General features: G+C 33.6%; 20 protein-coding genes, 18 tRNA genes and 1 rRNA gene. 37 read left to right on the forward strand and 2 right to left on the reverse strand.

The window, feature by feature from the left end; translation table 11 throughout:
* The 24 genes from rrf to dltD form a co-directional block, all read left to right on the forward strand.
* A 5S ribosomal RNA gene (gene rrf, locus DFR54_RS11650) occupies nt 1-106 on the forward strand; the annotation flags it as partial.
* Between the two features lie 12 nt (nt 107-118).
* Nucleotides 119-192, forward strand: a tRNA-Asn gene (locus tag DFR54_RS11655).
* Between the two features lie 9 nt (nt 193-201).
* A tRNA-Glu gene (locus tag DFR54_RS11660) sits at nt 202-273 on the forward strand.
* A gap of 4 nt (nt 274-277) precedes the next feature.
* Nucleotides 278-350, forward strand: a tRNA-Val gene (locus DFR54_RS11665).
* A gap of 29 nt (nt 351-379) precedes the next feature.
* A tRNA-Asp gene (locus DFR54_RS11670) sits at nt 380-452 on the forward strand.
* 5 nt (nt 453-457) lie between these two features.
* A tRNA-Phe gene (locus tag DFR54_RS11675) sits at nt 458-530 on the forward strand.
* Nucleotides 531-536: 6 nt separating this feature from the next.
* A tRNA-Tyr gene (locus tag DFR54_RS11680) sits at nt 537-617 on the forward strand.
* 23 nt (nt 618-640) lie between these two features.
* Nucleotides 641-711, forward strand: a tRNA-Trp gene (locus tag DFR54_RS11685).
* A 10-nt stretch (nt 712-721) separates the two neighbouring features.
* Nucleotides 722-794, forward strand: a tRNA-His gene (locus tag DFR54_RS11690).
* 10 nt (nt 795-804) lie between these two features.
* Nucleotides 805-876 (forward strand) — tRNA-Gln (locus DFR54_RS11695).
* A gap of 5 nt (nt 877-881) precedes the next feature.
* Nucleotides 882-952: transfer RNA gene (locus tag DFR54_RS11700), tRNA-Cys, on the forward strand.
* A gap of 22 nt (nt 953-974) precedes the next feature.
* A tRNA-Leu gene (locus DFR54_RS11705) sits at nt 975-1,058 on the forward strand.
* A gap of 37 nt (nt 1,059-1,095) precedes the next feature.
* A tRNA-Asn gene (locus DFR54_RS11710) sits at nt 1,096-1,169 on the forward strand.
* 34 nt (nt 1,170-1,203) lie between these two features.
* Nucleotides 1,204-1,293: transfer RNA gene (locus tag DFR54_RS11715), tRNA-Ser, on the forward strand.
* A gap of 12 nt (nt 1,294-1,305) precedes the next feature.
* Nucleotides 1,306-1,377: transfer RNA gene (locus tag DFR54_RS11720), tRNA-Glu, on the forward strand.
* A gap of 21 nt (nt 1,378-1,398) precedes the next feature.
* Nucleotides 1,399-1,471, forward strand: a tRNA-Phe gene (locus tag DFR54_RS11725).
* A gap of 6 nt (nt 1,472-1,477) precedes the next feature.
* Nucleotides 1,478-1,558 (forward strand) — tRNA-Tyr (locus DFR54_RS11730).
* Nucleotides 1,559-1,577: 19 nt separating this feature from the next.
* Nucleotides 1,578-1,650, forward strand: a tRNA-His gene (locus tag DFR54_RS11735).
* A gap of 10 nt (nt 1,651-1,660) precedes the next feature.
* A tRNA-Gln gene (locus DFR54_RS11740) sits at nt 1,661-1,732 on the forward strand.
* Nucleotides 1,733-2,005: 273 nt separating this feature from the next.
* Nucleotides 2,006-2,161 carry a teichoic acid D-Ala incorporation-associated protein DltX gene (locus tag DFR54_RS11745; RefSeq protein ID WP_376716383.1) on the forward strand — a complete coding sequence of 52 codons (156 nt, stop codon included), beginning with the start codon at nt 2,006-2,008 and terminating at the stop codon, nt 2,159-2,161.
* Nucleotides 2,162-2,178: 17 nt separating this feature from the next.
* Nucleotides 2,179-3,687 (forward strand): D-alanine--poly(phosphoribitol) ligase subunit DltA, encoded by a 1,509-nt coding sequence (dltA, locus tag DFR54_RS11750; RefSeq protein WP_114290367.1) that lies wholly within the window; start codon nt 2,179-2,181, stop codon nt 3,685-3,687.
* Complete coding sequence (gene dltB / locus DFR54_RS11755; protein WP_114290368.1) at nt 3,687-4,916, forward strand: D-alanyl-lipoteichoic acid biosynthesis protein DltB; 1,230 nt, start codon at nt 3,687-3,689, stop codon at nt 4,914-4,916. Before dltA ends, dltB begins: the two co-directional genes overlap by 1 nt.
* Before the next feature lie 12 nt (nt 4,917-4,928).
* A complete protein-coding gene (gene dltC / locus DFR54_RS11760; RefSeq protein WP_086342577.1) occupies nt 4,929-5,162 on the forward strand; it encodes a D-alanine--poly(phosphoribitol) ligase subunit DltC in 234 nt (77 codons plus the stop codon).
* Entirely contained in the window at nt 5,162-6,418 is a 1,257-nt protein-coding gene (dltD, locus tag DFR54_RS11765) for a D-alanyl-lipoteichoic acid biosynthesis protein DltD (protein WP_114290369.1), read from the forward strand. Before dltC ends, dltD begins: the two co-directional genes overlap by 1 nt.
* 24 nt (nt 6,419-6,442) lie before the next feature.
* Here the strand turns inward: dltD and DFR54_RS11770 are convergent, their stop codons facing one another.
* The gene (locus DFR54_RS11770) at nt 6,443-7,321 is read right to left on the reverse strand and encodes a LysR family transcriptional regulator (RefSeq protein ID WP_114290370.1); all 879 of its coding nucleotides are present in this window, start codon (nt 7,319-7,321) and stop codon (nt 6,443-6,445) included.
* A 158-nt stretch (nt 7,322-7,479) separates the two neighbouring features.
* On the opposite strand from DFR54_RS11770, the gene DFR54_RS11775 reads away from it, so the two are divergent.
* From DFR54_RS11775 to DFR54_RS11800, 6 genes are all read left to right on the forward strand, one after another.
* On the forward strand, nt 7,480-8,793 hold the full coding sequence (locus tag DFR54_RS11775; protein ID WP_211315056.1) for a YeeE/YedE family protein: 1,314 nt from the start codon (nt 7,480-7,482) through the stop codon (nt 8,791-8,793).
* A gap of 24 nt (nt 8,794-8,817) precedes the next feature.
* Nucleotides 8,818-10,521, forward strand: a complete 1,704-nt coding sequence (locus DFR54_RS11780) for an FAD-dependent oxidoreductase (RefSeq protein WP_114290371.1) — start codon at nt 8,818-8,820, stop codon at nt 10,519-10,521.
* Nucleotides 10,522-10,606: 85 nt separating this feature from the next.
* Nucleotides 10,607-11,371 (forward strand): ABC transporter permease, encoded by a 765-nt coding sequence (locus DFR54_RS11785; protein ID WP_207056300.1) that lies wholly within the window; start codon nt 10,607-10,609, stop codon nt 11,369-11,371.
* Nucleotides 11,372-11,373: 2 nt separating this feature from the next.
* The gene (locus tag DFR54_RS11790) at nt 11,374-12,405 is read left to right on the forward strand and encodes a taurine ABC transporter substrate-binding protein (protein ID WP_114290372.1); all 1,032 of its coding nucleotides are present in this window, start codon (nt 11,374-11,376) and stop codon (nt 12,403-12,405) included.
* Between the two features lie 5 nt (nt 12,406-12,410).
* Nucleotides 12,411-13,181 (forward strand): ABC transporter ATP-binding protein, encoded by a 771-nt coding sequence (locus DFR54_RS11795; protein WP_170126961.1) that lies wholly within the window; start codon nt 12,411-12,413, stop codon nt 13,179-13,181.
* A 108-nt stretch (nt 13,182-13,289) separates the two neighbouring features.
* Complete coding sequence (locus DFR54_RS11800) at nt 13,290-13,907, forward strand: lysozyme family protein (protein WP_114290374.1); 618 nt, start codon at nt 13,290-13,292, stop codon at nt 13,905-13,907.
* 66 nt (nt 13,908-13,973) lie between these two features.
* On the opposite strand, the gene DFR54_RS11805 is transcribed toward DFR54_RS11800, so the two are convergent.
* Nucleotides 13,974-14,846 (reverse strand): polysaccharide deacetylase family protein, encoded by an 873-nt coding sequence (locus DFR54_RS11805; protein WP_170126962.1) that lies wholly within the window; start codon nt 14,844-14,846, stop codon nt 13,974-13,976.
* A 153-nt stretch (nt 14,847-14,999) separates the two neighbouring features.
* Between DFR54_RS11805 and recJ the strand changes: the two genes are divergently transcribed.
* The 7 genes from recJ (at nt 15,000) to DFR54_RS11840 (ending at nt 23,833) form a co-directional block, all read left to right on the forward strand.
* Nucleotides 15,000-17,327: a single-stranded-DNA-specific exonuclease RecJ gene (gene recJ, locus DFR54_RS11810; RefSeq protein ID WP_114290376.1), complete on the forward strand. Its 2,328-nt coding sequence runs from the start codon at nt 15,000-15,002 to the stop codon at nt 17,325-17,327.
* The gene (locus tag DFR54_RS11815; RefSeq protein WP_086342586.1) at nt 17,324-17,836 is read left to right on the forward strand and encodes an adenine phosphoribosyltransferase; all 513 of its coding nucleotides are present in this window, start codon (nt 17,324-17,326) and stop codon (nt 17,834-17,836) included. Before recJ ends, DFR54_RS11815 begins: the two co-directional genes overlap by 4 nt.
* Before the next feature lie 165 nt (nt 17,837-18,001).
* A complete protein-coding gene (locus tag DFR54_RS11820; protein WP_086342587.1) occupies nt 18,002-18,961 on the forward strand; it encodes an ABC transporter permease in 960 nt (319 codons plus the stop codon).
* A 14-nt stretch (nt 18,962-18,975) separates the two neighbouring features.
* A complete protein-coding gene (locus DFR54_RS11825; protein WP_086342588.1) occupies nt 18,976-19,899 on the forward strand; it encodes a carbohydrate ABC transporter permease in 924 nt (307 codons plus the stop codon).
* A 26-nt stretch (nt 19,900-19,925) separates the two neighbouring features.
* Nucleotides 19,926-21,401 carry an ABC transporter substrate-binding protein gene (locus tag DFR54_RS11830; protein WP_114290377.1) on the forward strand — a complete coding sequence of 492 codons (1,476 nt, stop codon included), beginning with the start codon at nt 19,926-19,928 and terminating at the stop codon, nt 21,399-21,401.
* Nucleotides 21,402-21,504: 103 nt separating this feature from the next.
* Entirely contained in the window at nt 21,505-22,119 is a 615-nt protein-coding gene (locus tag DFR54_RS11835) for a YesL family protein (RefSeq protein ID WP_114290378.1), read from the forward strand.
* The gene (locus DFR54_RS11840; protein ID WP_114290379.1) at nt 22,094-23,833 is read left to right on the forward strand and encodes a sensor histidine kinase; all 1,740 of its coding nucleotides are present in this window, start codon (nt 22,094-22,096) and stop codon (nt 23,831-23,833) included. The genes DFR54_RS11835 and DFR54_RS11840 overlap by 26 nt, the downstream gene beginning before the upstream one ends.
* Nucleotides 23,834-23,837 lie beyond the last annotated feature (4 nt).

Raw genomic sequence — 23,837 nt, forward strand, 5'->3', positions numbered from 1 at the left:
ATGGCAAGAAGGATACACCTGTTCCCATGCCGAACACAGAAGTTAAGCTTCTTAGCGCCGATGGTAGTGAAGGGTTTCCCTTTGTGAGAGTAGGACGTTGCCATGCTTATAATAATTATCCGGCATAGCTCAGTTGGTAGTAGCGCATGACTGTTAATCATGATGTCGTAGGTTCGAGTCCTACTGCCGGAGTACAATTTAGGCCCGTTGGTCAAGCGGTTAAGACACCGCCCTTTCACGGCGGTAACACGGGTTCGAGTCCCGTACGGGTCATTTTGGAGGTTTAGCTCAGCTGGGAGAGCACCTGCCTTACAAGCAGGGGGTCAGCGGTTCGATCCCGTTAACCTCCATTAGATTAATATATAATTACTCTAAAATAGGTTCCGTGGTGTAGGGGTTAACATGCCTGCCTGTCACGCAGGAGATCGCGGGTTCAAATCCCGTCGGGACCGTTTTAGGCGCAGTAGCTCAGTTGGTAGAGCAACGGATTGAAGCTCCGTGTGTCGGCAGTTCGATTCTGTCTTGCGCCATTATATGGAGGGGTAGCGAAGTGGCTAAACGCGGCGGACTGTAAATCCGCTCCTTCGGGTTCGGCAGTTCGAATCTGCCCCCCTCCATTATTTTAATAATTTCAAACTATAGGGGTATAGTTTAGCGGTAGAACTACGGTCTCCAAAACCGTCAGCGTGGGTTCGATTCCTACTACCCCTGTTTTATTATGGCGGTTGTGGCGAAGTGGTTAACGCATCGGATTGTGGCTCCGACATTCGTGGGTTCGATTCCCATCAGTCGCCTTTTAAAAATTGGGCTATAGCCAAGCGGTAAGGCAACGGACTTTGACTCCGTCACTCGTTGGTTCGAATCCAGCTAGCCCAGTAAACGGCGGTATAGCCAAGTGGTAAGGCAGAGGTCTGCAACACCTTTATCATCGGTTCAAATCCGGTTACCGCCTTTTAGTTGTTATTATATATAACGCCGGCGTGGCGGAATTGGCAGACGCGCTGGACTCAAAATCCTGTGCCCGTTAGGGCGTGCCGGTTCGACCCCGGCCGCCGGTATAACTTTAAGGCTTGTATATAATAGTAATAATAATTATCCGGCATAGCTCAGTTGGTAGTAGCGCATGACTGTTAATCATGATGTCGTAGGTTCGAGTCCTACTGCCGGAGTTCTTATAATAAGGAAGTTTTGGATATAGTACCTGGAGAGTTGTCCGAGTTGGCCGAAGGAGCATGATTGGAAATCATGTAGGCGGTAATAACTGTCTCAAGGGTTCGAATCCCTTACTCTCCGTTTTATAAAATTGGCCCGTTGGTCAAGCGGTTAAGACACCGCCCTTTCACGGCGGTAACACGGGTTCGAGTCCCGTACGGGTCATTAAAATTTAACCATAGGTTAGGCGCAGTAGCTCAGTTGGTAGAGCAACGGATTGAAGCTCCGTGTGTCGGCAGTTCGATTCTGTCTTGCGCCATTATATGGAGGGGTAGCGAAGTGGCTAAACGCGGCGGACTGTAAATCCGCTCCTTCGGGTTCGGCAGTTCGAATCTGCCCCCCTCCATTATTTTAATATTAATACGGCGGTTGTGGCGAAGTGGTTAACGCATCGGATTGTGGCTCCGACATTCGTGGGTTCGATTCCCATCAGTCGCCTTTTAAAAATTGGGCTATAGCCAAGCGGTAAGGCAACGGACTTTGACTCCGTCACTCGTTGGTTCGAATCCAGCTAGCCCAGTAAAAGACTCTAATCATTTTAGAGTCTTTTTTTTGTCTAAAAATATAATACTCGTTTTTTATCTTCTGACTAATAATTTATAATTATTACTTGTTATTTTAGTAAATAGTAATATATAATAGGAAAGTTGTTACATAATTATTACGAATATTTCTAAGGTAACAGAAAATCTAGGTCTTAAGTCGTAGAGGAAATTACGGCAAATGCTTGATAAAAAAAAACTAGTTTTGGGGTATTATTTATTTAAGAAAACTTGAGTGGGAGATGTTAACAATGGAAATGAAAAATATTATTAAAAATAAAGATTCAAGAGAAATTATTGGATTTGTTGGAAAAACAATATTATATACAACTATTCTTTTAGGTTTAGTTTATTTATACCATTATAGTTCAGTCGGCGGCGGCTCATTTATTTATAATCAATTTTAAAAGGGGCTGTTAGCGACATGAAGAATTTAATTATTACAAAAATAAAGGAATGGGCTGAAAAAGCGCCTAATACTTATTTTTTTGATGAAGGAGATTCAAGTTTAACTTATGGTGAGTTGGAGCGCTACTCAGATGCTTTAGCAAGTCATTTAGAATCTAATTTTTCTAAAAAACAAAATATATTAGTTTATGGCGGACAAGATAGTCGTATGATTATTAGTTTTCTTGCAGCTACAAAAGCAGGTCATTGTTATGTACCTGTTGATATTCATACACCAAAAGATCGTGTAGAAATGATTTTAGAAGAGTCAGAAGCTACTTGTGTCATATCTTTAGGGGAATGGCCACTAGACAAGGGTAAAGTCATTACAGAGGATTTATTTGAAGAATTAGTAACCCTAAATAAAAAGCCGAATTTAGCGAATATGGTAACTGGCAATGATAATTATTATACAATTTTTACATCAGGTACAACTGGGAAACCTAAAGGCGTTCAAATTACATATGACAACTTAGTGAGTTTTACAGATTGGATGTTATCTGACTTTAACTTAAAAACAGGACAACGCTTTTTATGTCAAGCACCATTCTCATTTGATTTGTCTGTGATGGATTTATATCCTTCACTTTTATCTGGTGGGACTTTAGTACCTTTAGAAAAAGCAGATGTTGATAACTTTAGTAAGTTATTTGCACGACTACCTGAAATGGATTTAAATGTTTGGGTATCTACACCATCATTGGTAGAGATATGTTTACTAAATCCAGATTTCAATGATGAGAAGCTTCCTGGTCTTGAAAACTTCCAATTCTGTGGAGAAGAGTTGCCTCATGCTGTTGCTCAAAAACTTATGGAACGTTTCCCTAAGGCTGATATTTACAATACATACGGACCAACAGAAGCAACTGTTGCGATTACGTCTGTTTTGATTAATCAAGAGGTTCTTGATAGCAATGAGCGTTTACCACTTGGTAGAGTGAAGGCCGATACAAGTTTAGTTATCTTAGATGAGGAAGGAAATGCTTCTGAGGAAGGGACAATTGGAGAAGTGCTAATTGTAGGCCCTGGAGTATCTAAGGGATACTTTAACCAAGAAGAGAAAACAAAAGAAGCCTTTATTACTTTTGAGGATCAAGCAGCATATAAAACAGGGGATGCTGGTTTAATTAAAAATGGTCTCCTTTATTATAAAGGAAGACTGGATTTTCAAATTAAGTGGCATGGTTACCGAATGGAATTAGGTGACATCGATCATCATATTATGGAAGTTGATATGGTGAGAAATGCGTGTGTTGTTCCTAGATATAATAAAAATCATAAAGTTCAACAATTAATTGCTTATGTTGTGCTAAATGAAGGTGTATCAGGTGATGCAAAAGAACTAGGTAATCTTGTTAAAGAAGAGCTTCAAAAAAGTGTGATGGATTATATGGTTCCTCAACGTTTTGTCTTTGTAGAGAATTTACCTTTGACTTCTAATGGCAAAGTAGACCGTAAGAAGTTGATTGAAGAGGTGAATCTATAATGTCATTCTTAAGTACTTATGTGCCATTTCTATCACCTTTTGAAAAGCCATTTTATTTTATATTGTTAGCAATTATGTTTATTCCATCGATAATTTACTCATTACAAGGAAAGAGAGCTTATTGGTATCAAAACTTTTTGACTCTCTTCTTTTTATGGGTAAGTTTTGTTGGACCTAATTTGAATCAAGGTTATGCATTGTTTGGTTATATTTTGTGGCAATGTATTTTAACAAAAGTCTATTTCAATTATAGACAAAAAGATAATAAAACAGGTTGGTTTTACCTGTCTGTTTTCTTAAGCTTAATCCCAATGTTTATTATGAAGATTGGACCCTTAACTGGAAGTGACCATTATCAACTGTTTTATTTCTTAGGCTATTCTTATTTAACCTTTAAATCTGTTCAAGTAATTATGGAGATTCGTGATGGAATGATTAAAGATTATCAAACATCTGATTACATTCAGTTTTTATTATTCTTCCCAACTATCTCATCAGGACCTATTGATCGTTATAGAAGATTTTTAAAGGACTTAAAAAATCCTCCAAGTAAAGAAAAATACACAGAAATGCTTGGGACAGGGATTCACTATATTTTCTTAGGCTTCTTATATAAGTTTCTAATTGGCTATGTTTTAGGAACTCATCTAAGACCTTTAGTTGAACAATTTGCTTTATCATCTGGTGGGCATGTTTTAGGAACAATAGGTTACATGTATGTCTACAGTTTGTATTTATTTTTTGATTTTGCAGGGTATAGTTTATTTGCAGTCGGAACAAGTTATTTATTAGGTTATGAAACACCAATTAACTTTAACAAGCCATTCTTAAGTCCAAATATTAAAGAATTTTGGAATAGATGGCACATGTCTTTATCATTTTGGTTTAGAGACTATGTCTACATGAGATTAATGTTTACTTTGATGAAGAAAAAAGTATTCAAAAGTCGTATTGTCGCTTCAAATGTTGGGTATTTTGCCCTTTTCCTAATCATGGGAGTATGGCACGGATTAACTTGGTATTATATTGTTTATGGTATTTTCCACGCGAGCTTGATTTGTATTAATGATGCTTGGTTAAGATATAAGAAAAAACATAAAGATAAATTACCAAGTAACAGATGGACAAATGCTTTAGGTATCTTTATTACCTTTAACGCAGTTTGTTTTAGTTTCCTGATTTTCTCAGGATTTTTAGATACACTATTTAAACAATTAATTAACTTCTAGGAGATGGATATTATGGATATCAAAGAAACAGTATTAGCAATTATTGAAGATTTAACAGGACAAGATGTGTCAGGAGATTTAGATTTAAACCTTTATGATGATGGTTTGCTTGATTCAATGGCAACCGTTCAAATGTTAGTTGAAATTGATGGTCAATTAGGTATTACAGTACCAGTTTCTGAATATGAAAGAAGTGAGTGGGGGACTCCACAACAAATCATTAATCAAGTGTCAGCTCTAGCTTAATGGAAAAGAAAAAACTTCTACTAGCGATTGGACCATTTTTAGCAGCAGTAATGATTATTGGATTTATTGTTTTTTCCCCTATAAATCTGTTTCAAAAGCCTTCTGAGAAAGCTATACATCGATCAGCATCTTCGATGTCAGTTAATGTCTTAAAGGGAAATGCGTTAAAAAATGAGGCAATGGCAAGTGGACATTACCTACCATTTTTTGGATCATCTGAGTTAAGTCGTGTGAATGAATTTCATCCTTCTGTTCTAGCTCAAAAATACAATAGAGATTATGAACCTTATTTATTAGGTGCAGCTGGTACTCAATCTTTAACTCATTATTTTATGTTAAATTCTATGAAGCAAGAATTAAAAGGTAAAAAAGTCGTTTTTGTCATTTCACCACAATGGTTCGTTAAAGATGGTGTGGGCGATCCAATGTTTTCACTTTTTTATTCACCACTTCAAACAAATCAATGGTTAATGGATGTTGATCCTAAAGACGAGAATAGTCAGTATCTTGCTAGCCGTTTAAAGAAATTTTCAAGTGTTAAAAGTGATACTCAGTTAAACGGAGCTGTTAAAAAGATAGCTAAAGGTGAAGAAATTTCTAATTTAGACTATACAAGAGCAATGGCTCGCTACAGAATGCTTTCTAAAGAAGACTTACTGTTTAGTAAAATCGGTGTGAAATCTAAATTCAAAAAAATTGACCGCGAAGCAGAAAAATTACCTGCTAACTATTCATTTGAAGAATTAGATAAATTAGCTTTTGCTAGTGGTAAAAAAGAGACTAATAATAATGAGTTTGAGGTCGCTAATGGATTTTATAGCAAACGAATTTTACCAGTTAAAGGTAAAATGAAAAATTCTCAAACTAAATTTGATTATGTAGTATCTCCGGAATTTTCTGATTTTCAATTATTATTAAATGAGATGGCGAAGAATGAGATGGATGTTTTATTTGTTATCCCTCCAGTTAACAAAAAATGGTCAACTTACACTGGGCTTTCTCAAGAAATGTTAGATACATTTAGTAAAAAAATGACTTATCAATTAAATTCTCAAGGTTTTAATCATGTAGTAGATTATACCAATAAACATTCTGAGCCTTATTTTATGGAGGATACAATTCATATTGGTTGGCGTGGTTGGTTAGAATTAGATAAAGATTTACAAAAATTCTTACAAGACTCAAATAAACCTTCATATGATATTAAATCTGATGAATTTTTAAGTAAAGAATGGCAAAATAGAAGAGAATTTTAAAAAGAATGCTGAGGATATTTTCCTTTAGCATTCTTTTTTGTTTTTTAATAGTTTTAGAAATGAGTAGGAAGAATTATTAAGTATCTGTTGCTGATTCTTTACGATGTAAAAGGGTTGTTTTTGGTTAAAGCCTTTTATTGTAATTGTTGAGATTTTTTTATTTTCTAGTTCTTTTTTTACAGATGATTGATAAATAAAAGAAATACCTTCATTTTTGTAAACCATATCTTTAATAACGTTGATATTACCAACTACTTGTTTATTAATAAGATCTTGATAATCCATTTTGTGTTCATTGAATTTATTTAAAACCGCTTCCATAATTCCGGAGCCACTCTCTCTAATTAAAAAACGTTCAGTGCTAAGTTTATTGATAGAAACTGTGCGATTAGCCAGTGGATGCTGATTAGAGCAGACTAGGAGAATATTATCTTCTAGAAAAACTTCGCAATCAAAATCCGAAATAGAAATTGGACCTGAAATAAGAGCAAAATCAATTTTTCTTTTAGTTAGCAAAGATAGTAGAGCCGAGGTATTATCAACTAAAACAGACACTTTAGGATTGTCAAATTGCTGGTTAAACTTAGATAATGTATCGGAGATGATAAACTCTCCAATTGTTTTACTTGTTCCGATTTGTAGTGAAATTTCATCAATTAAAAAAGATTCGATTTTGTTTATCTCACTTTGAATTTTTTTGATTTGATGATATAAGTAAATTCCCTCAGAGGTAATTGTTAGTTGATTATTTTGATAAATAACTAATGAGGTTTTAAGTTCTTTTTCAATAAATTGGATATGTTTTGTTACAGCTGGCTGAGTAAAGTTAATTTGCTTGGCTGTTTTTGTGTAACTTTTTGTTTCAACTAAAACTATAAAGGTGTTATATCGATAGTCTAACATGATTTCATTCCTCCAATAATTGTATTATACATCATATTTGTGATTTTTATAACTAATATAATTTATTGTTATAACACTATAATAAACAGTGATTATCTTTTTGTGATTAAATGAACTAGAATTAAATTGTTCAATAAATAACAAAAGGGGATGATGAGGTGAATAGGTTAGAAAATGAGACTACAGGAGTATTTAATAAAAAACAAATTATTATTGCTGTTACTCTTGTGATTTTACTAACAATATTTGGTAGCTACTTAGGTTATCAAAAAGAGATGTTGTCGATTCAGTTGTTTTCAGGGATATTACTAGGAGGGGCTTTAACAAGAACTAGGTTTGGTTATGCAGGTGGAATTAAAAGAATCTATGTTCGAGGTGAAGGCAGTCTGAGTAAAGCATTATTAATAATGCTTTTAGCAACAATGCTAATTTTTATGGGAGTTCAGTGGTATGCAGCTCAAAATGGGGCTGTACCTGCATTTAGTGCTGTAGAAGGAGATGCAATCATTCCAGGAACTCAAAATGTTCAGTTTGCAAACTTAGCAACTGTTATTGGTGGTGTGTTGTTTGGGATGGGAATGATTTTCTCAGGTGGTTGTGCGTCAGGAACACTAACTGATATGGGTGAAGGTGAAGGACGTGCTATGTTTGTCTTTATCTTTTTCATCTTAGGCTCTGCTCCTGGGGAATGGGCAAGATATACATTTGATAATACTAGTTTGGGAAAAGTTGGTACTCAAATTTATTTACCAGACTATTTTGGTTACTTTGGAGCACTTCTTATTTCAGTATTAGGGTTACTTTTTATTTACTGGTTAATTTTAAAATATGAGAAAAAAAGAAAAGCAGAAGGAACGTATGCTGATCCTAAAGGTGACTGGGAAAACTTTGAAAAACCAGTTACTGATATAAAAGCAAGTGAAACTTCTCTTTTAAGTTATAAAACGTATCATAGATTATTTGTTGAGAGATGGACTTTTAATACTGGAGCTTTAGTAATTGCAATTATTTGTAGTTTTATTTTACTAGCTACTGGAAAAGCTTGGGGTGTTACAAGTGCCTTTTCTAAACTTGGAGTTGCGATTTTACAACCATTAGGTATTTCTTTTTCATCTCCTGCTTTTACTGAAATTGTAGAAGATGTTAATAAAGGCTTGTTATTAGATGGTGGAACTATTCGAAACTTAGGAATTGTTTTTGGTTCATTAGTTGCTTTTTTACTAGCAGGCAGATTTAAGTTATCTCTTAAATTGAATAAATCAGATTTACCCTATTTTGTAGTAGGTGGCTTATTAATGGGATTTGGTGCCCGTTTTGCAAAAGGGTGTAATGCTGGAGCGATGTATTCAGCTATGTCAACATTTTCAATTTCTGGATGGATTTTCGCAGTTGCCATGGTTCTTGGTGGCTTAATTAGTTTAAAAGTTTTTGCTGGTAAAATGAGTTTGATTCCTGCAAAAAGAAAAAAATAAACAAATATACTAGGAGGAAACAAAATGAGTAAACGCGTATTAGTTGTCGGAGGAGTAGCTGGAGGAGCTTCAACAGCTGCTAGAGTAAGAAGATTAGATGAGTTTGCAGAAATTGTTATGTTTGAAAAGGGGCCCTTCGTTTCATTTTCAAATTGTGCCCTACCTTTCCATTTAAGCGGTATCGTAGAAGAGGCTGATAATTTGGTGTTAATGACGCCAGAAGTTTTCCATAAACAATATAATATTACAGCAAAAGTTAATCATGAAGTGATTGAAATAAAACCAGATAAAAAGCAAGTTGTTGTAAAAAATACAGTAACAGGCGAATTAACTGAAGAAACTTATGATGAATTGATGTTGTCCCCAGGAGCTAATCCTATCTTACCAAGCAGTATTAAGGGAATTGGTTCTGATCATGTCTTTACAGTGCGAAATGTTCCAGATATTGATGGTATTCATCGTTATATGAATGACCATAATATTAAAGATGTAGCAGTTGTTGGAGCCGGATTTATTGGTATTGAAGTAGCTGAAAACTTACGTGAAGCGGGTAAAAATGTCACTATTATTGAAGCTAGTAATCAAGTGATGGCTCCATTTGATCATGATATGGCTCAAATTTTACATAAAGAAATTATTGATAATGGTGTGGACCTTGTTTTATCAGATGGTGTGAAAGAAATTTTTGGTGACCATGTTGTGTTAGCGTCAGGTCGTAAAGTAGTTGCTAAAGCAGTTATTATGGCAATTGGTGTGACTCCAGAAGTAGAACTAGCTAAGCAAGCTGGACTTGAAATAGGTGTGACTGGTGGTATTAAAGTGAATCATCATTATCAAACATCAGCTCCTTATGTTTATGCAGTAGGAGATGCAATTGAAGTCACTCACTTTATTACTCAAAAACCAACTCGTTTAACATTAGCCGGACCTGCCCAAAGACAAGCTCGTGCAGCAGCAGATCATATGTATGGTAGAACGTATCGCAATACTGGAGTAATTGGTTCATCTGTTATTCAATGTTTCAACATGAACGCAGCTTCTACAGGCTTGAATGAAAAAGATTGTCAAAAAGAAGGAATTGCTTACCAAACTGCTTATGTGATTCCAAAAGATAAAGTTGGGTTAATGCCAAATGCTAGACCGTTATTCTTTAAATTAATTTTTGCTGATCCATCAGGCCAACTTTTAGGTGCTCAAGCAATGGGGGAAGGCAATGTTGATAAACGGATTGATATTATTGCCAGCCTTATTATGAAACATGGAAATTTAGAAGACTTAAAAGAGCTTGAATTATCTTACTCACCATTATTTGGTACTGCAAAAGATGTTGTTAATATGGCAGCTTTAGTTGGTTTAAATGTGTTAAACGGAGAATACAAACAAGTTCCAGTGACTGAGATTAGAGAATTACAAGAGAGTGATGCGTTTATTATTGATGCTCGTGAAGCATGGGAATTTGAAGAAGGACATATTAAAGGAGCTGTCAATATTCCTTTTAGTGAATTTAGAAATCGTTTAGATGAAATTCCAAAAGATGAGCCGGTTTATGTTCACTGTTTATCTAGTCAAAGAAGTTATAACATGGTAAAAGCTTTAAATATGCGTGGTTTCGATAATGCTTATAACTTAATGGGTTCATTTTTAGGTTTATCAATGTATGAATACTTTACTGATAAAACTGAAGGTAGAGAACCAATTGTAACCAATTATCGTTTTGATTTACTGTAAAAGATAGAAGAGATTGTGACATAGATTAAGGTTTATGTCACAATCCTTTTCTTAATAATACAAGAAAAGTTGGAGACTGATGAAAATGAAAAATAAAGACCATCGATATACCTATCTAACTTGGTTGACTATTATTTTAGTTTGGTTTGTAGTGACTGAGTTTAATTTGATATCTTCAAGATTGGTTCCATCCCCAATCCAAGTTATTCAAACCTTTTTTGATATTTTAAAGAATGGTTATAATCACATATCCTTTTGGGAGCATATGGGGATTAGTATGTATCGATTATTTTTATCTTCTTTTTTAGCCTTAATAACTGCAATTCCTCTTGGATTATTAAGTGGTTATTCTAAAAGAGTGAGAGCAATAGTGGATTCTGTCGTACAGTTTTATCGTCCTCTTCCTCCGCTAGCCTATTATACATTACTCATTTTGTGGCTTGGAATCGATGAATCATCAAAAGTGATGTTGTTATACTTAGCAGCATTTGCCCCAATTTATTTAGCCTGTGTATCAGCAGTCAGTAAAGTTGATCCAGATTTTATTAATAGCGCTCATTCTTTGGGGGCTAGTAAAAAGGATGTCTTTTTTACAATTGTATTGCCAGCAAGTGCTCCAGATATTTTTACTGGGTTACGAACAGCAATTGGAGTTGCTTATACGACTTTAGTATCTGCTGAAATGGTTGCTGCAACTTCTGGTATTGGTTGGATGGTAATAGATGCTTCTAAATATCTAAAAAGTGATGTTATGTTTGTCGGAATTATTATTATGGGACTAACGGGATTATTAATTGATTTTATTTTAAAAAGAATTGAATCTAAATTAGTTTTTTGGAAAGGAAAATAAAGATGAAAAAGAAAACAGTATTTTTACTTATAGTGAGTTTATTAGTTATTTTATTTGTTGGTTGTGGTAAGAAAGAGGCTTCTGATTTACCAAAAGAAGTTAGAATTGGAATTATTCGAGTGCCAAATGACAAACAGGTTGCTATTTCAAAGAAATTTTTTGAAGAGTATTTTGAGGATAAAGGCATTAAAACTAAATTTATTTTCTTTGATTCAGGTGTAGCTGCTAACCAAGCTTTTTCATCTAATAGTATTGATTTTGCTGAGATGGGTTATACAAATGGGGTAGTTGCTTTATCGACTGGAATTCCTGTTAATTTAATTTGGATTCATGAAATTTTAGGAACTAATGAAGCTCTTGTTGTTCCTGATTCAAGTGATGTGAAAGACATTAAGGATTTAAAAGGTAAAAAAATTGCCACACCTTTTAGCTCAACCTCTCATTTTAGTTTATTACAATCTCTAAAAATAGCTGAAATTGAACAGGATGTTGATCTTCTTGATATGGAAACAAAAGATATCGTAGCTGCTTGGGAAAGAGGGGATATTGATGGTGCTTATACATGGGAACCAACTTTATCAACTCTAAAAGAATCTGGAAAAGTGTTAGTTGATAGTAAAGAATTATCTGAAAAAGGTTTTTTAACAGCTAATATTGATTTAGTTCATCAGGATTTTGCTAAAAAATACCCTGAATTAGTAGAAGATTATTTGTTAGCTTTAAATAAAGGTGTTGAATTTTATAAAGAAAATCCTGATGAAGCAGCTGAAAGTTGTGCTGAGGCATTAGGTATTACAAAAGAGGAAGCTCTAAATCAAATGAAAGGCACAACTTGGTTAATCTTAGATGAAGAAATCATGCCTGAATATTTAGGAACTAGTGAGAAAGAAGGTCAGTTTAATCAAGTATTTTATGACACAGGTGTCTTTTTAAATGAACAAAATGCAATTAAAAATGTGCCAACAAAAGAAGAAATAAAAAGCTTTATTCAACCTAAGTATATTGAAAATGCGATTAAAAAAAGTAAGGAATGATAGTGATGAAGGAGAAAAAAATAATTGAGTTAAATCAAGTATCTCATGTTTTTGAAACCTCAGAAGATGCCTTACATGTTATTCAAGATATTAGTTTATCAATAGATGCTTGTGAGTTTGTTTGCGTTGTTGGGCCCTCAGGCTGCGGGAAAAGTACCCTTCTTAAAATGATTGCTGGTTTTTTGAAACCAACTTTAGGTGAGTGTTTCATGTTAGGGGAAAAAATTGAAGGACCTGATAAAAAACGAGGAGTGGTCTTTCAATCACCGACTCTCTATCCATGGCTGACTGTAGCCAATAATATAGGTTATGGACCAAAGTTAGCAAAAGAAAGTAAAAAAGAAATAGAGCAATCTGTTAATGAGTATCTAAAAGAAGTTGATTTACTAGAATTTAAAGACCGTTATTCTTTTGAATTATCAGGGGGAATGAAGCAAAGAGTGGCTATAGGAAGGACACTAGTTAATAATCCAGAAGTTATCTTAATGGATGAGCCTTTTAGTGCTTTAGATGCAATTACTCGAGGGGGTATGCAAACAATGCTTCGAAAAATTTGGAAAGAAAAAAAACAAACAGTATTTATGATTACTCATGATATTGAAGAAGCTTTAAAATTAGGAACAAGAATTATTGTGATGAGTAAAAATCCTGGAAAAATCATTTATGAATGTCATGTAGATTACACAAATCAAATATATAATAATGACAATTACTTCGTAGAACAAGATTCAAGTTTTCACTTAAAAAAGATGGAATTGTATGATTTGATTGTATAACTACTTTTATTAAATTATCTTTAAATAGCACCTGATATCACTTGAAAAAATGCTGGAATTATGACAAAATAATGCTTACCTATTAATTATAAGGGAGCAATAAATGAGTTGAAATCCACAAAAAAAGTGTTTAAAAAAGTGTTATTGATTTTATTGCTAGCCCTATTAGTGAGTGGTGCATTTCTTTATTTTAAACTTTCAAAACAAGTAGAACAAGTAATGGTTTGGGAAAATGAGGTTACTAAAGCTGCTACCAATCATGGAATGGAAGCTTATACTGATGTTATTCTAGCTATTATTTTTACTGAAAGTAAAGGAGATCATGTTGATTTAATGCAAAGTAGCGAAAGTAAATACGGAGCAAGAAATCAAATTTTCTCAAGTGAAGAAAGTATTGACTCAGGAGTAGAACATCTAGCAGAAGTAGTTAATGAAGCGAGGGAACAAAATTGTGATATTTGGACGGCTGTTCAGGCTTATAATTTTGGTTCTCAATATATTAATTATGTTGCAGAAAATGGAAAAGAAAATTCTTTAGAGTTAGCAGAAACCTATTCTAGAGATGTATTGGCTCCTTTACTCGGGAATACAACACAGGAAACCTATCAGTATAAACATCCCTTAGCTTTGATTCATAATGGAGGGAAATTATACCGTAACGGTGGGAATTTCTATTACTCTGAAAGTGTCAAATGGAATTTAAGAATACTTAAATGGTTTAAATAAAAGGAGTTGTGACATACTTATGTCACAACTCCTTTTTTCAAACTAAAGGGTGTAATAGCTTCTTTTTTATGGTTGTGAGGCTTCAAGAAAAGCACCAAATGAAGGACCATCGTATCCTGGTGAAATTCGAACACGTTTTAAAGTCTGTAACCCATTTGATTTTTGAGCATATCCAGGTTCTGTTGTAACAGCCATTTTATAGCCATTTTTTTCAGATGAGGCAATCACACGCTCGTCATATCTTCCAGCTGGATAACATAATAAACTAGTTGTTTGATTTAATTCTTTATTTAACCAATCTTTTGAATCTTTTAATTCAGAATCGATACGGCTATCATCTAACGTATTTAAATCAAGGTGAGAAACTGTATGACTTTCGATATTAACCCATGGACTTGCAGCCATTTCTTTCATTTGCTCTAAATTAAAATAGTATTCAGAGCTAAGTTTTGATGTGATGTAGTTAATCGTTGCATGCATTTCTAATTCTTTTAAAATCGGAAAACCTTCTGTGTAGTTATTTAAGTACCCATCATCAAAAGTCACCCAAACAATTTTTTCGGCAGGTTTTTTATTTTCAGTTAAGACAATATAAGCTTCTTCTGGTGTTAAAGTGTAGTAATCATTGGCTTTTAGCCACTCCATATGTTCTTTAAATTCCTTTGGCGGAACTTTTAAAGAGTTTCCCTCACTCTCAGCTAAACTATGATACATCAAAATTGGAAAGGCAATTTCTTGGTCACTTTCAATCCATTCTATTTTCTCCTCTTTTTCTTTTGTTGAGGTAGTTGTTGTTTCTTTTGTAACTGTTGAAGTTTCTTTAGTAGTCGCTGTTTTTTCTTTGGGAGTAGATTGAGTTTGTTTAACAAAGAAAAAACCAAGCGCTACTAATTCTAATAGGACAAGGGATACAAGAATCCAGATTCCTTTTCTTTTCATGGGTAAAGCCCTCCGTTTCATTGTTTAAATTTTATCAAATTGTTAATTTTCTTTCAAGGTAAACAAGATTTCCTTGATTCCTCTTTTAGGTAAGATATGCTAAACTATTCTAGTGGAGATATAAGAAAAACTCTTAAGATCAGGAGTGTTATTTTGAAAGAATCACAATTTAAATGGCAAATAAATGAAGTTCAAGAAGAATCACAAGTTCTTGTAGCAGAACTTGAAACATTAAAAATGTCACCTAAGTTAGCACCACTTTTATGGAACCGAAATATAAAAGATAGTGACAAGTTAGCTCATTTTTTTAAACCTCAATTAACAGATTTACATGACCCATTTCTTTTATTTGATATGGAAAAAGTAGTGACCAGAATTCAAGAGGCTGTTGAAAAAGGAGAAAGAATTTTAGTTTATGGTGATTATGATGCAGATGGTATAACAAGTACAACAGTTATGAAAGAAGCAATCGAATTAATCGGTGGAGATGTTGTTTTTTATTTACCAAATCGATTTAAAGATGGTTATGGACCTAATAGAGCTGTTTACCAAAGAATGATTGAAGAAGAAGGTATTCAGTTAATTGTTACTGTAGATAATGGTATTAGCGGTCATGATGCTATTGAATATGCCATGGAAAAAGGCGTGGATGTGATTGTAACAGATCATCATGAATTACCGGAAAACTTACCAAGTGCCTTTGGAATTATTCATCCAAGGCATCCAAAAGGCGAGTATCCTTTTGGTGATTTAGCAGGTGTTGGTGTGGCCTTTAAAGTGGCGACAGCTTTACTTGGAGAGGTACCAACTGAAAGTTTAGATTTAGTTGCGATTGGGACGATTGCCGACTTAGTTTCTTTAACAGATGAAAATCGTGTTTTGGTGAAAATAGGTCTTGAAATCATGAAGCAAACAGAACGTATTGGTTTACAAATGCTTGGAGAAGTTGCTGAATTCGATTTATCTGAGGTAACTGAGGAAACAATTGGCTTTAGTATTGGACCAAGATTAAATGCTATTGGTCGTTTAGGGGATGCTAATCCTGGAGTGACTTTACTAAGTACTTTTGATGATGAGGAAGCTAATAATATTGCTACTCATATTCAAGAAACGAATAAAGAACGCCAAAGGATTGTTAAGGAGATTACTGCCGAGGCAATAGCTATGTCTGAAACTTATAAAGATGAACCAGTTCTTTTTTTATTGTCTGAAAACTGGCATGAAGGTGTTCTTGGAATAGTGGCAAGCCAAGTTGTTTCTAAAGTAGGAAAACCTGTGATTGTTTTAAGACATGATAAAGAGACTAATATCTTAAAAGGTTCAGGTCGAAGTATTCAGTCTGTTGATCTTTTTAAAGTATTAAGTAGTACTAAAGAGATGTTGACCAGTTTTGGTGGTCATCATATGGCAGCAGGATTAAGTTTTGATTTTGAGAAGCTAGATGCTGTTAAAGAACAGGTTGAGGCTTACTTTAAAGAAAACAATTTAACAGAAGCAGAAAAAGATAGTTTAGTTATTGATGGTGAGTTACTAATTTCTGAGATTACAGTTGAATTTATTGAAACATTAAAGATGTTAGCACCATTTGGTACAGATAATCCTTCACCTTATTTTATGATTAAAGATAATAAGATTGAGCAACTAAAACAGATTGGTGCAAGTAATAATCATTTGAAATATCAAGCAGTAAATGGGGAAGTTAAATTAGATTGTATTGCCTTTAACTACGGCGAAGAGATGTCAGAGTTTTCTCAAGGTGAGAGCATTCAACAAGTTGGTCAATTGTCAATTAATGAATGGAATGGCTTTAGAAAACCGCAATTTATGTTGACTGATTACCAAGTTTCTGGGTTTCAGATTTTTGATATTCGTGGAAAAAAAGGATTTGAAGTAAAACCTGTGACAGAAAATATTGCTTATTTTGTCTTTAATGATGAACATGAATCAATGGTTAAAAGCAAAAATCCTGAAGATATTTTTTATGCCAGTCAAGTCACACAAAACGATATGTCACGTTTAAATGGATATACTGAAATTGTTATTGTGGACTGTCCTTATGATTTAGAAAAAGCAAAAGAAATCTTTAGCAGCCTAACAGTTGAAAGACTTTATTTTAGAGTCCAAGTTAGTACAGAACATTATATGACAGGTTTGCCGTCAAGAGAGCAGTTTGGGAAGTTATTTAAATTAATTGCCACGCAACCTTCTATAGATGTTAGATACAAGTTGAATGATATGGCTAGTTACTTAAAAATTGAAAAGAAATTATTAATTTTTATGATAAACGTGTTTTTTGACTTGGGATTTGTTACAATAGAAAATGGTTTGATGGCTAAAGTAGATCAACCCACAACTAAGCCGTTACAAGAAAGCAAAATTTACCAAGAGTATGAACAAAAAATCGAAATGGAAAAACTGTTTTTATACAGTAACATAAATGAGATTAAAGAGTGGATTTTGCAACAGGAGGAAGTCAAATGAACTTAGAAAACTATATTGCTAGTATACCGGATTATCCACAAAAAGGAGTTATTTTTAGAGATATCTCACCATTAATGGGAGACGGTGAAGCCTACCAAGAAGCAACTAGACAAATCGTTGCTTATGCTAAAGAACGCGGTGCAGAGATGGTTGTTGGACCAGAAGCACGTGGTTTTATTATTGGGTGTCCAGTAGCTTACGAATTAGGAATTGGTTTTGCACCAGCTCGTAAAAAAGGAAAATTGCCAAGAGAAACAATCGAAGTGGACTATGGTTTAGAATATGGTGAAGCGACTTTAACTTTACATAAAGATGCGATTAAGCCAGGTCAAAAAGTTATTATTTGTGATGACTTATTAGCAACAGGTGGAACAATTGCAGCGACAATCGAATTAGTTGAAAAACTAGGTGGAGAAGTTGTTGGTTGTGCTTTTTTAATCGAATTAATGGACTTAAATGGTCGCGATAAAATTAAAGGTTACGATATTTTAAGATTAATGGAATACTAAAAAATGGCATGAAACCTCTTATAAGTTAGAGATATATCTAACTTATAAGAGGTTATTTTTTATTAACAGAACGATTCTTTTTATGTATAAACTATAGTTTGTTACGGAACATCTTTAATTTGTTTCTTAAATAAATAAAAAGTAAGCGTTATACTTTGTTTGTGAATGAGGGGAGGGAAAATATTGAATAAAAAGAAAAAAGGGTTTTGGGCTGATGTTTATAGGTTCAGAGCGCTAATTTTTATGGCGTTGCCTGGTATGATTTGGTTTATTTTCTTCTTTTATATACCTGTACTAGCTAACGTTGTTGCTTTTAAAGACTTTAGAATCTCGCCAGATGGTTTTATTGCTAGTTTAAGAACCAGTCCTTGGGTCGGACTTGAAAACTTTAAGTTTTTATTTGCTTCAAGTGATGCTTGGTTAATTACTAGAAACACGATACTTTATAATGTGGTCTTTTTAGCTTTTAACTTATTTTTTGCTGTGGCATTTGCCATTGTAATGAGTGAATTACGTAATAAAAAATTGGTTAAAGTCTATAATACGATGTCATTATTACCATACTTTTTATCATGGGTAGTTATTTCTTATTTTGTGTACGCCTTCTTAAGTCCTGATAAAGGAATTATTAATCAATGGTTAACGCAAAACGGACAACTACCGATACAATGGTATAACGATCCAACATGGTGGCCTTTAATTTTCGTTGTTCTAAACGTCTGGAAATCACTTGGTTATAACAGTATTATCTATTATGCATCTGTTATGGGAATTGATCCAACTTATTATGAAGCAGCGATGGTGGATGGTGCAAGTAAGTGGCAACAAATTAAAAATGTAACCATTCCGCAGTTACTACCAATGATGAGTATCTTACTGATCTTAAACATTGGAGGAATTTTTAAAGCCGACTTTGGAATGTTCTATTCAGTGCCAAGGCAATCTGGAGCACTGTATGAGGTAACAAGTGTATTAGACACTTATATCTATAATGGATTAACAGCAACAGGAGATATAGGGATGTCAGCAGCAGCTGGTCTTTACCAATCCCTTGTTGGAATGATTCTATTAATTGGCGCGAACATGGTAGTTCGTAAGCTTGATCCGGATTCATCATTATTCTAGTAGGAGTGTGACAAATGAGTAGAAAAAAAGTAACTAGAGTAGAGGTTCGAGCATTTAGTCCAAAAGTAGATTTTTTCTTTAACATTTTAATTGCATTATTTGCGATATCTTGTTTAGTACCATTTATTTTTGTTATCATTATTTCCCTAACAAGTGAAGTATCATTAGCAGAGCATGGTTATAGTTTCTTTCCACAAGAATGGTCATTTGCAGCTTATGAATATATTTTTGCAGGTCAAATGTCTGAAAAAATATTCAGAGCTTTCGGAGTGACTATCTTTGTAACAGTTTTTGGAACGCTAGTTAATGCTTCAATTACATCACTTTACGCCTACGCTATTTCTCGTTCAAATTTTCCATTTAGAAAATTCTTTACGATGTTTGCGTTAGTGACAATGCTATTTTCACCAGGGATGGTAGCAAACTACATTGTTATGACAAATATGCTTCATTTAAAAGATACGATTTGGGCCTTAATTTTGCCAATGGCATTAGGACCATTTAATATCTTAGTAATGAGAACCTTTTTCAAAAAAACTGTACCCGATAGTATCATCGAGTCAGCTCGTATAGATGGAGCTGGTGAGATGAGAATCTTCATGAAGATTGTTTTACCTTTAGCTGTACCAGGTATTGCAACAATTAGTTTGTTTGCAGCCCTTGGTTATTGGAATGACTGGTTTAACGCACTACTTTACATTCAAAATGATAACTTAGTGCCTCTTCAATACTTATTAATGAAGATTCAAAATAACTTGGATTACCTAGCAAAAAGTACCGGAATGGGCTCTCAAATTGCAGGTGGCTTAGCAGCCTTACCAAGTGAATCTGCCAGAATGGCAATTGTTGTGGTTTCAACCCTACCTATTGCTTTAAGCTATCCTTTCTTCCAGAAATATTTTGTTGGTGGCTTGACAATCGGTGGCGTGAAAGAATAATAGAAAAGATATAGGGGGAATAAATTGTGAAAAGCTTTAAAAAAGTAACATTGTTTGCTGGAGCAGCTCTTTTATTAGCAGGTTTAGCAGCATGTGGTAATGGTGGTAGTAAAGAGTCTAAAGGTGAATCATCGGGAAGTAAAAGTGATACAACAACGCTTTTAATGTACCAAATTGGTGACAAACCTGAAAACTATGATGAATTGATGGAAATTGCTAACAAACGTATTAAAGAAGAAATTAATGCTGAAATTGACCTTCAATACATCGGTTGGGGTGATTGGGATCAAAAAATGAGTACAATCATCGCTTCAGGTGAGAACTACGATATTGCTTTTGCTTCTAACTATGTAACAAACGCTCAAAAGGGTGCTTACGCTGACATTACAGAACTTGCACCAGAATATGCAAAAGAAGCTTATGAACAATTAGACGAAGACTATATTAAAGGTAACAAAGTTGACGGAAAATTATATGCTTTCCCAGTGAATGCAAATATTTATTCTCAACAAGTATTAACATTTAACAAACAGTATTTAGATAAACATAATCTAAGTATTGATGGTATTGAATCTTATGCAGATGCTGAAAAAGTTTTAAAAGAATTCCATGAAAAAGAGCCAAATATTGCAGCTTTTGCTATTGGACAAAACTTTAAAGTTTCAGGTAACTATGATTATCCATTAGGTAAAGACTTACCATTTGCGATTAAATTAGATGATTCAGATAACCCTAAAGTTATCAACCAATACGAAGACAAAGAACTAATGGATAGCTTAAAAGTTATGCGTGGTTGGTATGAAAACAAATTAATCCCAGTTGATGCTGCAACAAACACAACAGGTTTCCCATTAGAAGGAAATACTTGGTTTATGCGTGAAGAAACTCAAGGACCTTTAGACTACGGAGATACTGTACTTACAAATGCTGCTGGTCAAGAATTAGTTTCTAAACCTATTACAAAGCCATACAGAACAACAGCTACAGCTCAAATGGCAAACTTTGTTGTTTCAAACGTATCTAAAAACAAAGAAAAATCAGTTGAATTTTTAGGTTTACTTAACAGCGACCCAGAATTATTAAATGGATTAGTATGGGGTGTTGAAGGTGAAGCTTGGGAAAAAGTTGGCGATGATAGAATTAAATTATTAGATGGTTACAAACCAAACATGCATATGGCTGCTTGGAACACTGGTAACAACATGCTACTTTATACTCAAGATACTTTAGATGAAGCTTTAGTTAAAGAACGTGATGAAAAAATTGCTAACTCTCTAACTTCTCCAACATTAGGATTTAACTTTAAAACAGATAAAGTTAAAACTGAAGTAACTAATATTTCAAACGTTATGAGCCGTTACAAAGACAGCTTAAACACTGGTTCAGTTGATCCAGACGAATATGTTGCTAAAATGGTAAAAGACTTAGAAAAAGCTGGCTGGAACAAAGTACAAGAAGAAATGCAAACACAATTAGATGACTTTTTAAAAGAATCTAAATAAAAAGGTCTCTAAAAAAGTGAGAAAAGGTTGAGACTTATGAATAAGTTTCAACCTTTTTTATAAGTAAAAAGAATTGAGAATAAATGAAAGAGAGGAAACAATTATGCTAGGAACAGGTTTAGAGAAGGGGTTCAACATTTGTTGGCTAGTTATCAAATTAAATTTATTTTTTCATTTGTTCAGTTTAATGGGAGGCTACATCTTTGGTGTGGGTCCATCAATTCAAATGGTTAGTGATTTATTTCAAGCCTCTAAGTTTGATCATAAAGAAATCACACTAAAAAATGCCTTTGCTATTTGGAAAGGACACTTCATGCGAAGTAATGGTCAATTTTTATTATTTATTGGTGTTTTTTGTTTATTAACGTATAATCTATATGTTTCTGTTCAATTAACAGGAATGTTATGGTTAATCATTGACTTTATGCTTATATCAGCGATATTATTTATTTATGTAGCTTACCAGTATGTTATTTCTTATGAAACTGAATATGACATGCCTTTTTTACAAGTCATTAAATTAGCTTGTATTAGCGTATTCTTTGGTTTTGGAACTTTCTGGAAATTATTAATAGGTGCAGGAGTTATATTGATTGTGACATGGCAAATGAAAGGTTTAATTTTATTTGCAACAATTAGCCTACTTATTATGTGGAGTGTCATTGCTACTAAAAAAATAAGAGATGTAGTCGATGAAAAGTTGGGGTTTAATGAATAAAAAGAGATTTACTTTTTTTAATAAAGGGTTTTTAATCAATCAATTAATGCAACTATATAGCTTAATCCTTGTCGTGGTGCTAATGATCATCATGGTTGGGTTAAGTTTATTTATGTTTGTAACGAATTTTAAAGATGCTGAAAAAACTATCGATAATGTCACAACAGAAATAGCAACGAGCTTAAAAAGTAAAGATAGTGATATGGTAAGTAGTATATTAGCAGAAGTAGCAGCCTCACCAAGCCATTATGAAAATATGTATAATTTTTTAACAATGAGTCAGCAAGATTATTTTGAATATATGATTAACTTATGGCATGAAACAGGTGTTAGTACTTATTTTCCAGATATTATTAAAACAGTGTTTATTAATTATCAAGATGTAGAATCTATTGATATTGTTTTTGACAGCCTTGATTATTATCTTCACGGTGATTCTTCAAGTGTTATGGGAAAAAAAATAGATGGACCTTATAAAAAGCCAAAAGATGCTTTAACTTCAGTCCGTCCTCTTACAAATCAAAGTACCTCAGAAGTGGAAGGGGCGATTTATGTCACCTTTACAAAGGAAAGTCTCACTTCTTTTTTTAATGAGGATACTAAAAGCAAAGAACAAGTAGGGAATTTCATTTTTAATAGCCGCGGAGAATTAATATTTGAAAATCATGAAGAGATTTCTGATAAAAGTCTAAATAAAATTAAAGAAAACATGTTAGAAAGTGGTTGGGTAAGTCCAGAAGATTTGGATAATCGCTATTTTGTGCGTAATAAACAAGTTAGAGATAAGTCACTTGTAACAATACTAGATAAGAGAGAGGTTAGATGGCTATCAATTCTACAAATTCTTCCTATCTTTTTAATTGGCTTTTTAGTTATTATTTTGTTATTAGTTTTCTTAAATAAAGTTTTTGAGAAATACTCTAATCAAATGTCCCGCATTGTCCACGTAACGAATCAAGTTAGTCAAGGTAATTTAGAAGCACAAGTAGATACTGTGGGTATGGAGCTAGAATTAGGCGATTTAGCCAGTGCTATTAATCAGATGGTGATAAACCTAAATCAATACATAGAAGACATCTACGCCCTTGAAATTAAGCAAAGAGATGCACATATGCGTGCCCTGCAGTCACAAATCAATCCACATTTTTTATACAACACATTGGAGTATATTAGGATGTATGCGATTAGTCAGAAACAGGATGAATTAGCAGACGTGGTTTACGCTTTTTCAGCTTTACTTAGAAATAATATGACACAAGAAAAAACAACAACCTTAAAAGATGAACTAGATTTTTGCGAGAAATATGTTTATTTATATCAAATGCGTTATCCTGATAGTATTGCTTATAATTTTACAATGGATAATGGTTTGGAAGATTTTGTAGTTCCTAAATTCATCATACAACCTTTAGTAGAAAATTATTTTGTTCATGGAATTGATTATGAAAGACAAGATAATGCGATTAGTGTTAAGGCGATGAAACAGGATGGTTTAATCGAAATTCGAGTTATTGATAACGGATTAGGAATGGAAAAAGAACGTCTAGAAGAAGTGAATTTAGAATTGGGTCAAAAAGGATTTTCAATACAAAATTCAATTGGTATTATTAATGTGTATGAACGGATTAAAGGATACTTTGGAGAAGATTCAAAAATGTGGGTTGAATCCGTTATTGAAAAAGGTGTGACTATTGTCATTCAAATAAAGGAATAAGGAG

This window comes from Vagococcus fluvialis (assembly GCF_003337315.1).
Taxonomy (GTDB): domain Bacteria; phylum Bacillota; class Bacilli; order Lactobacillales; family Vagococcaceae; genus Vagococcus; species Vagococcus fluvialis.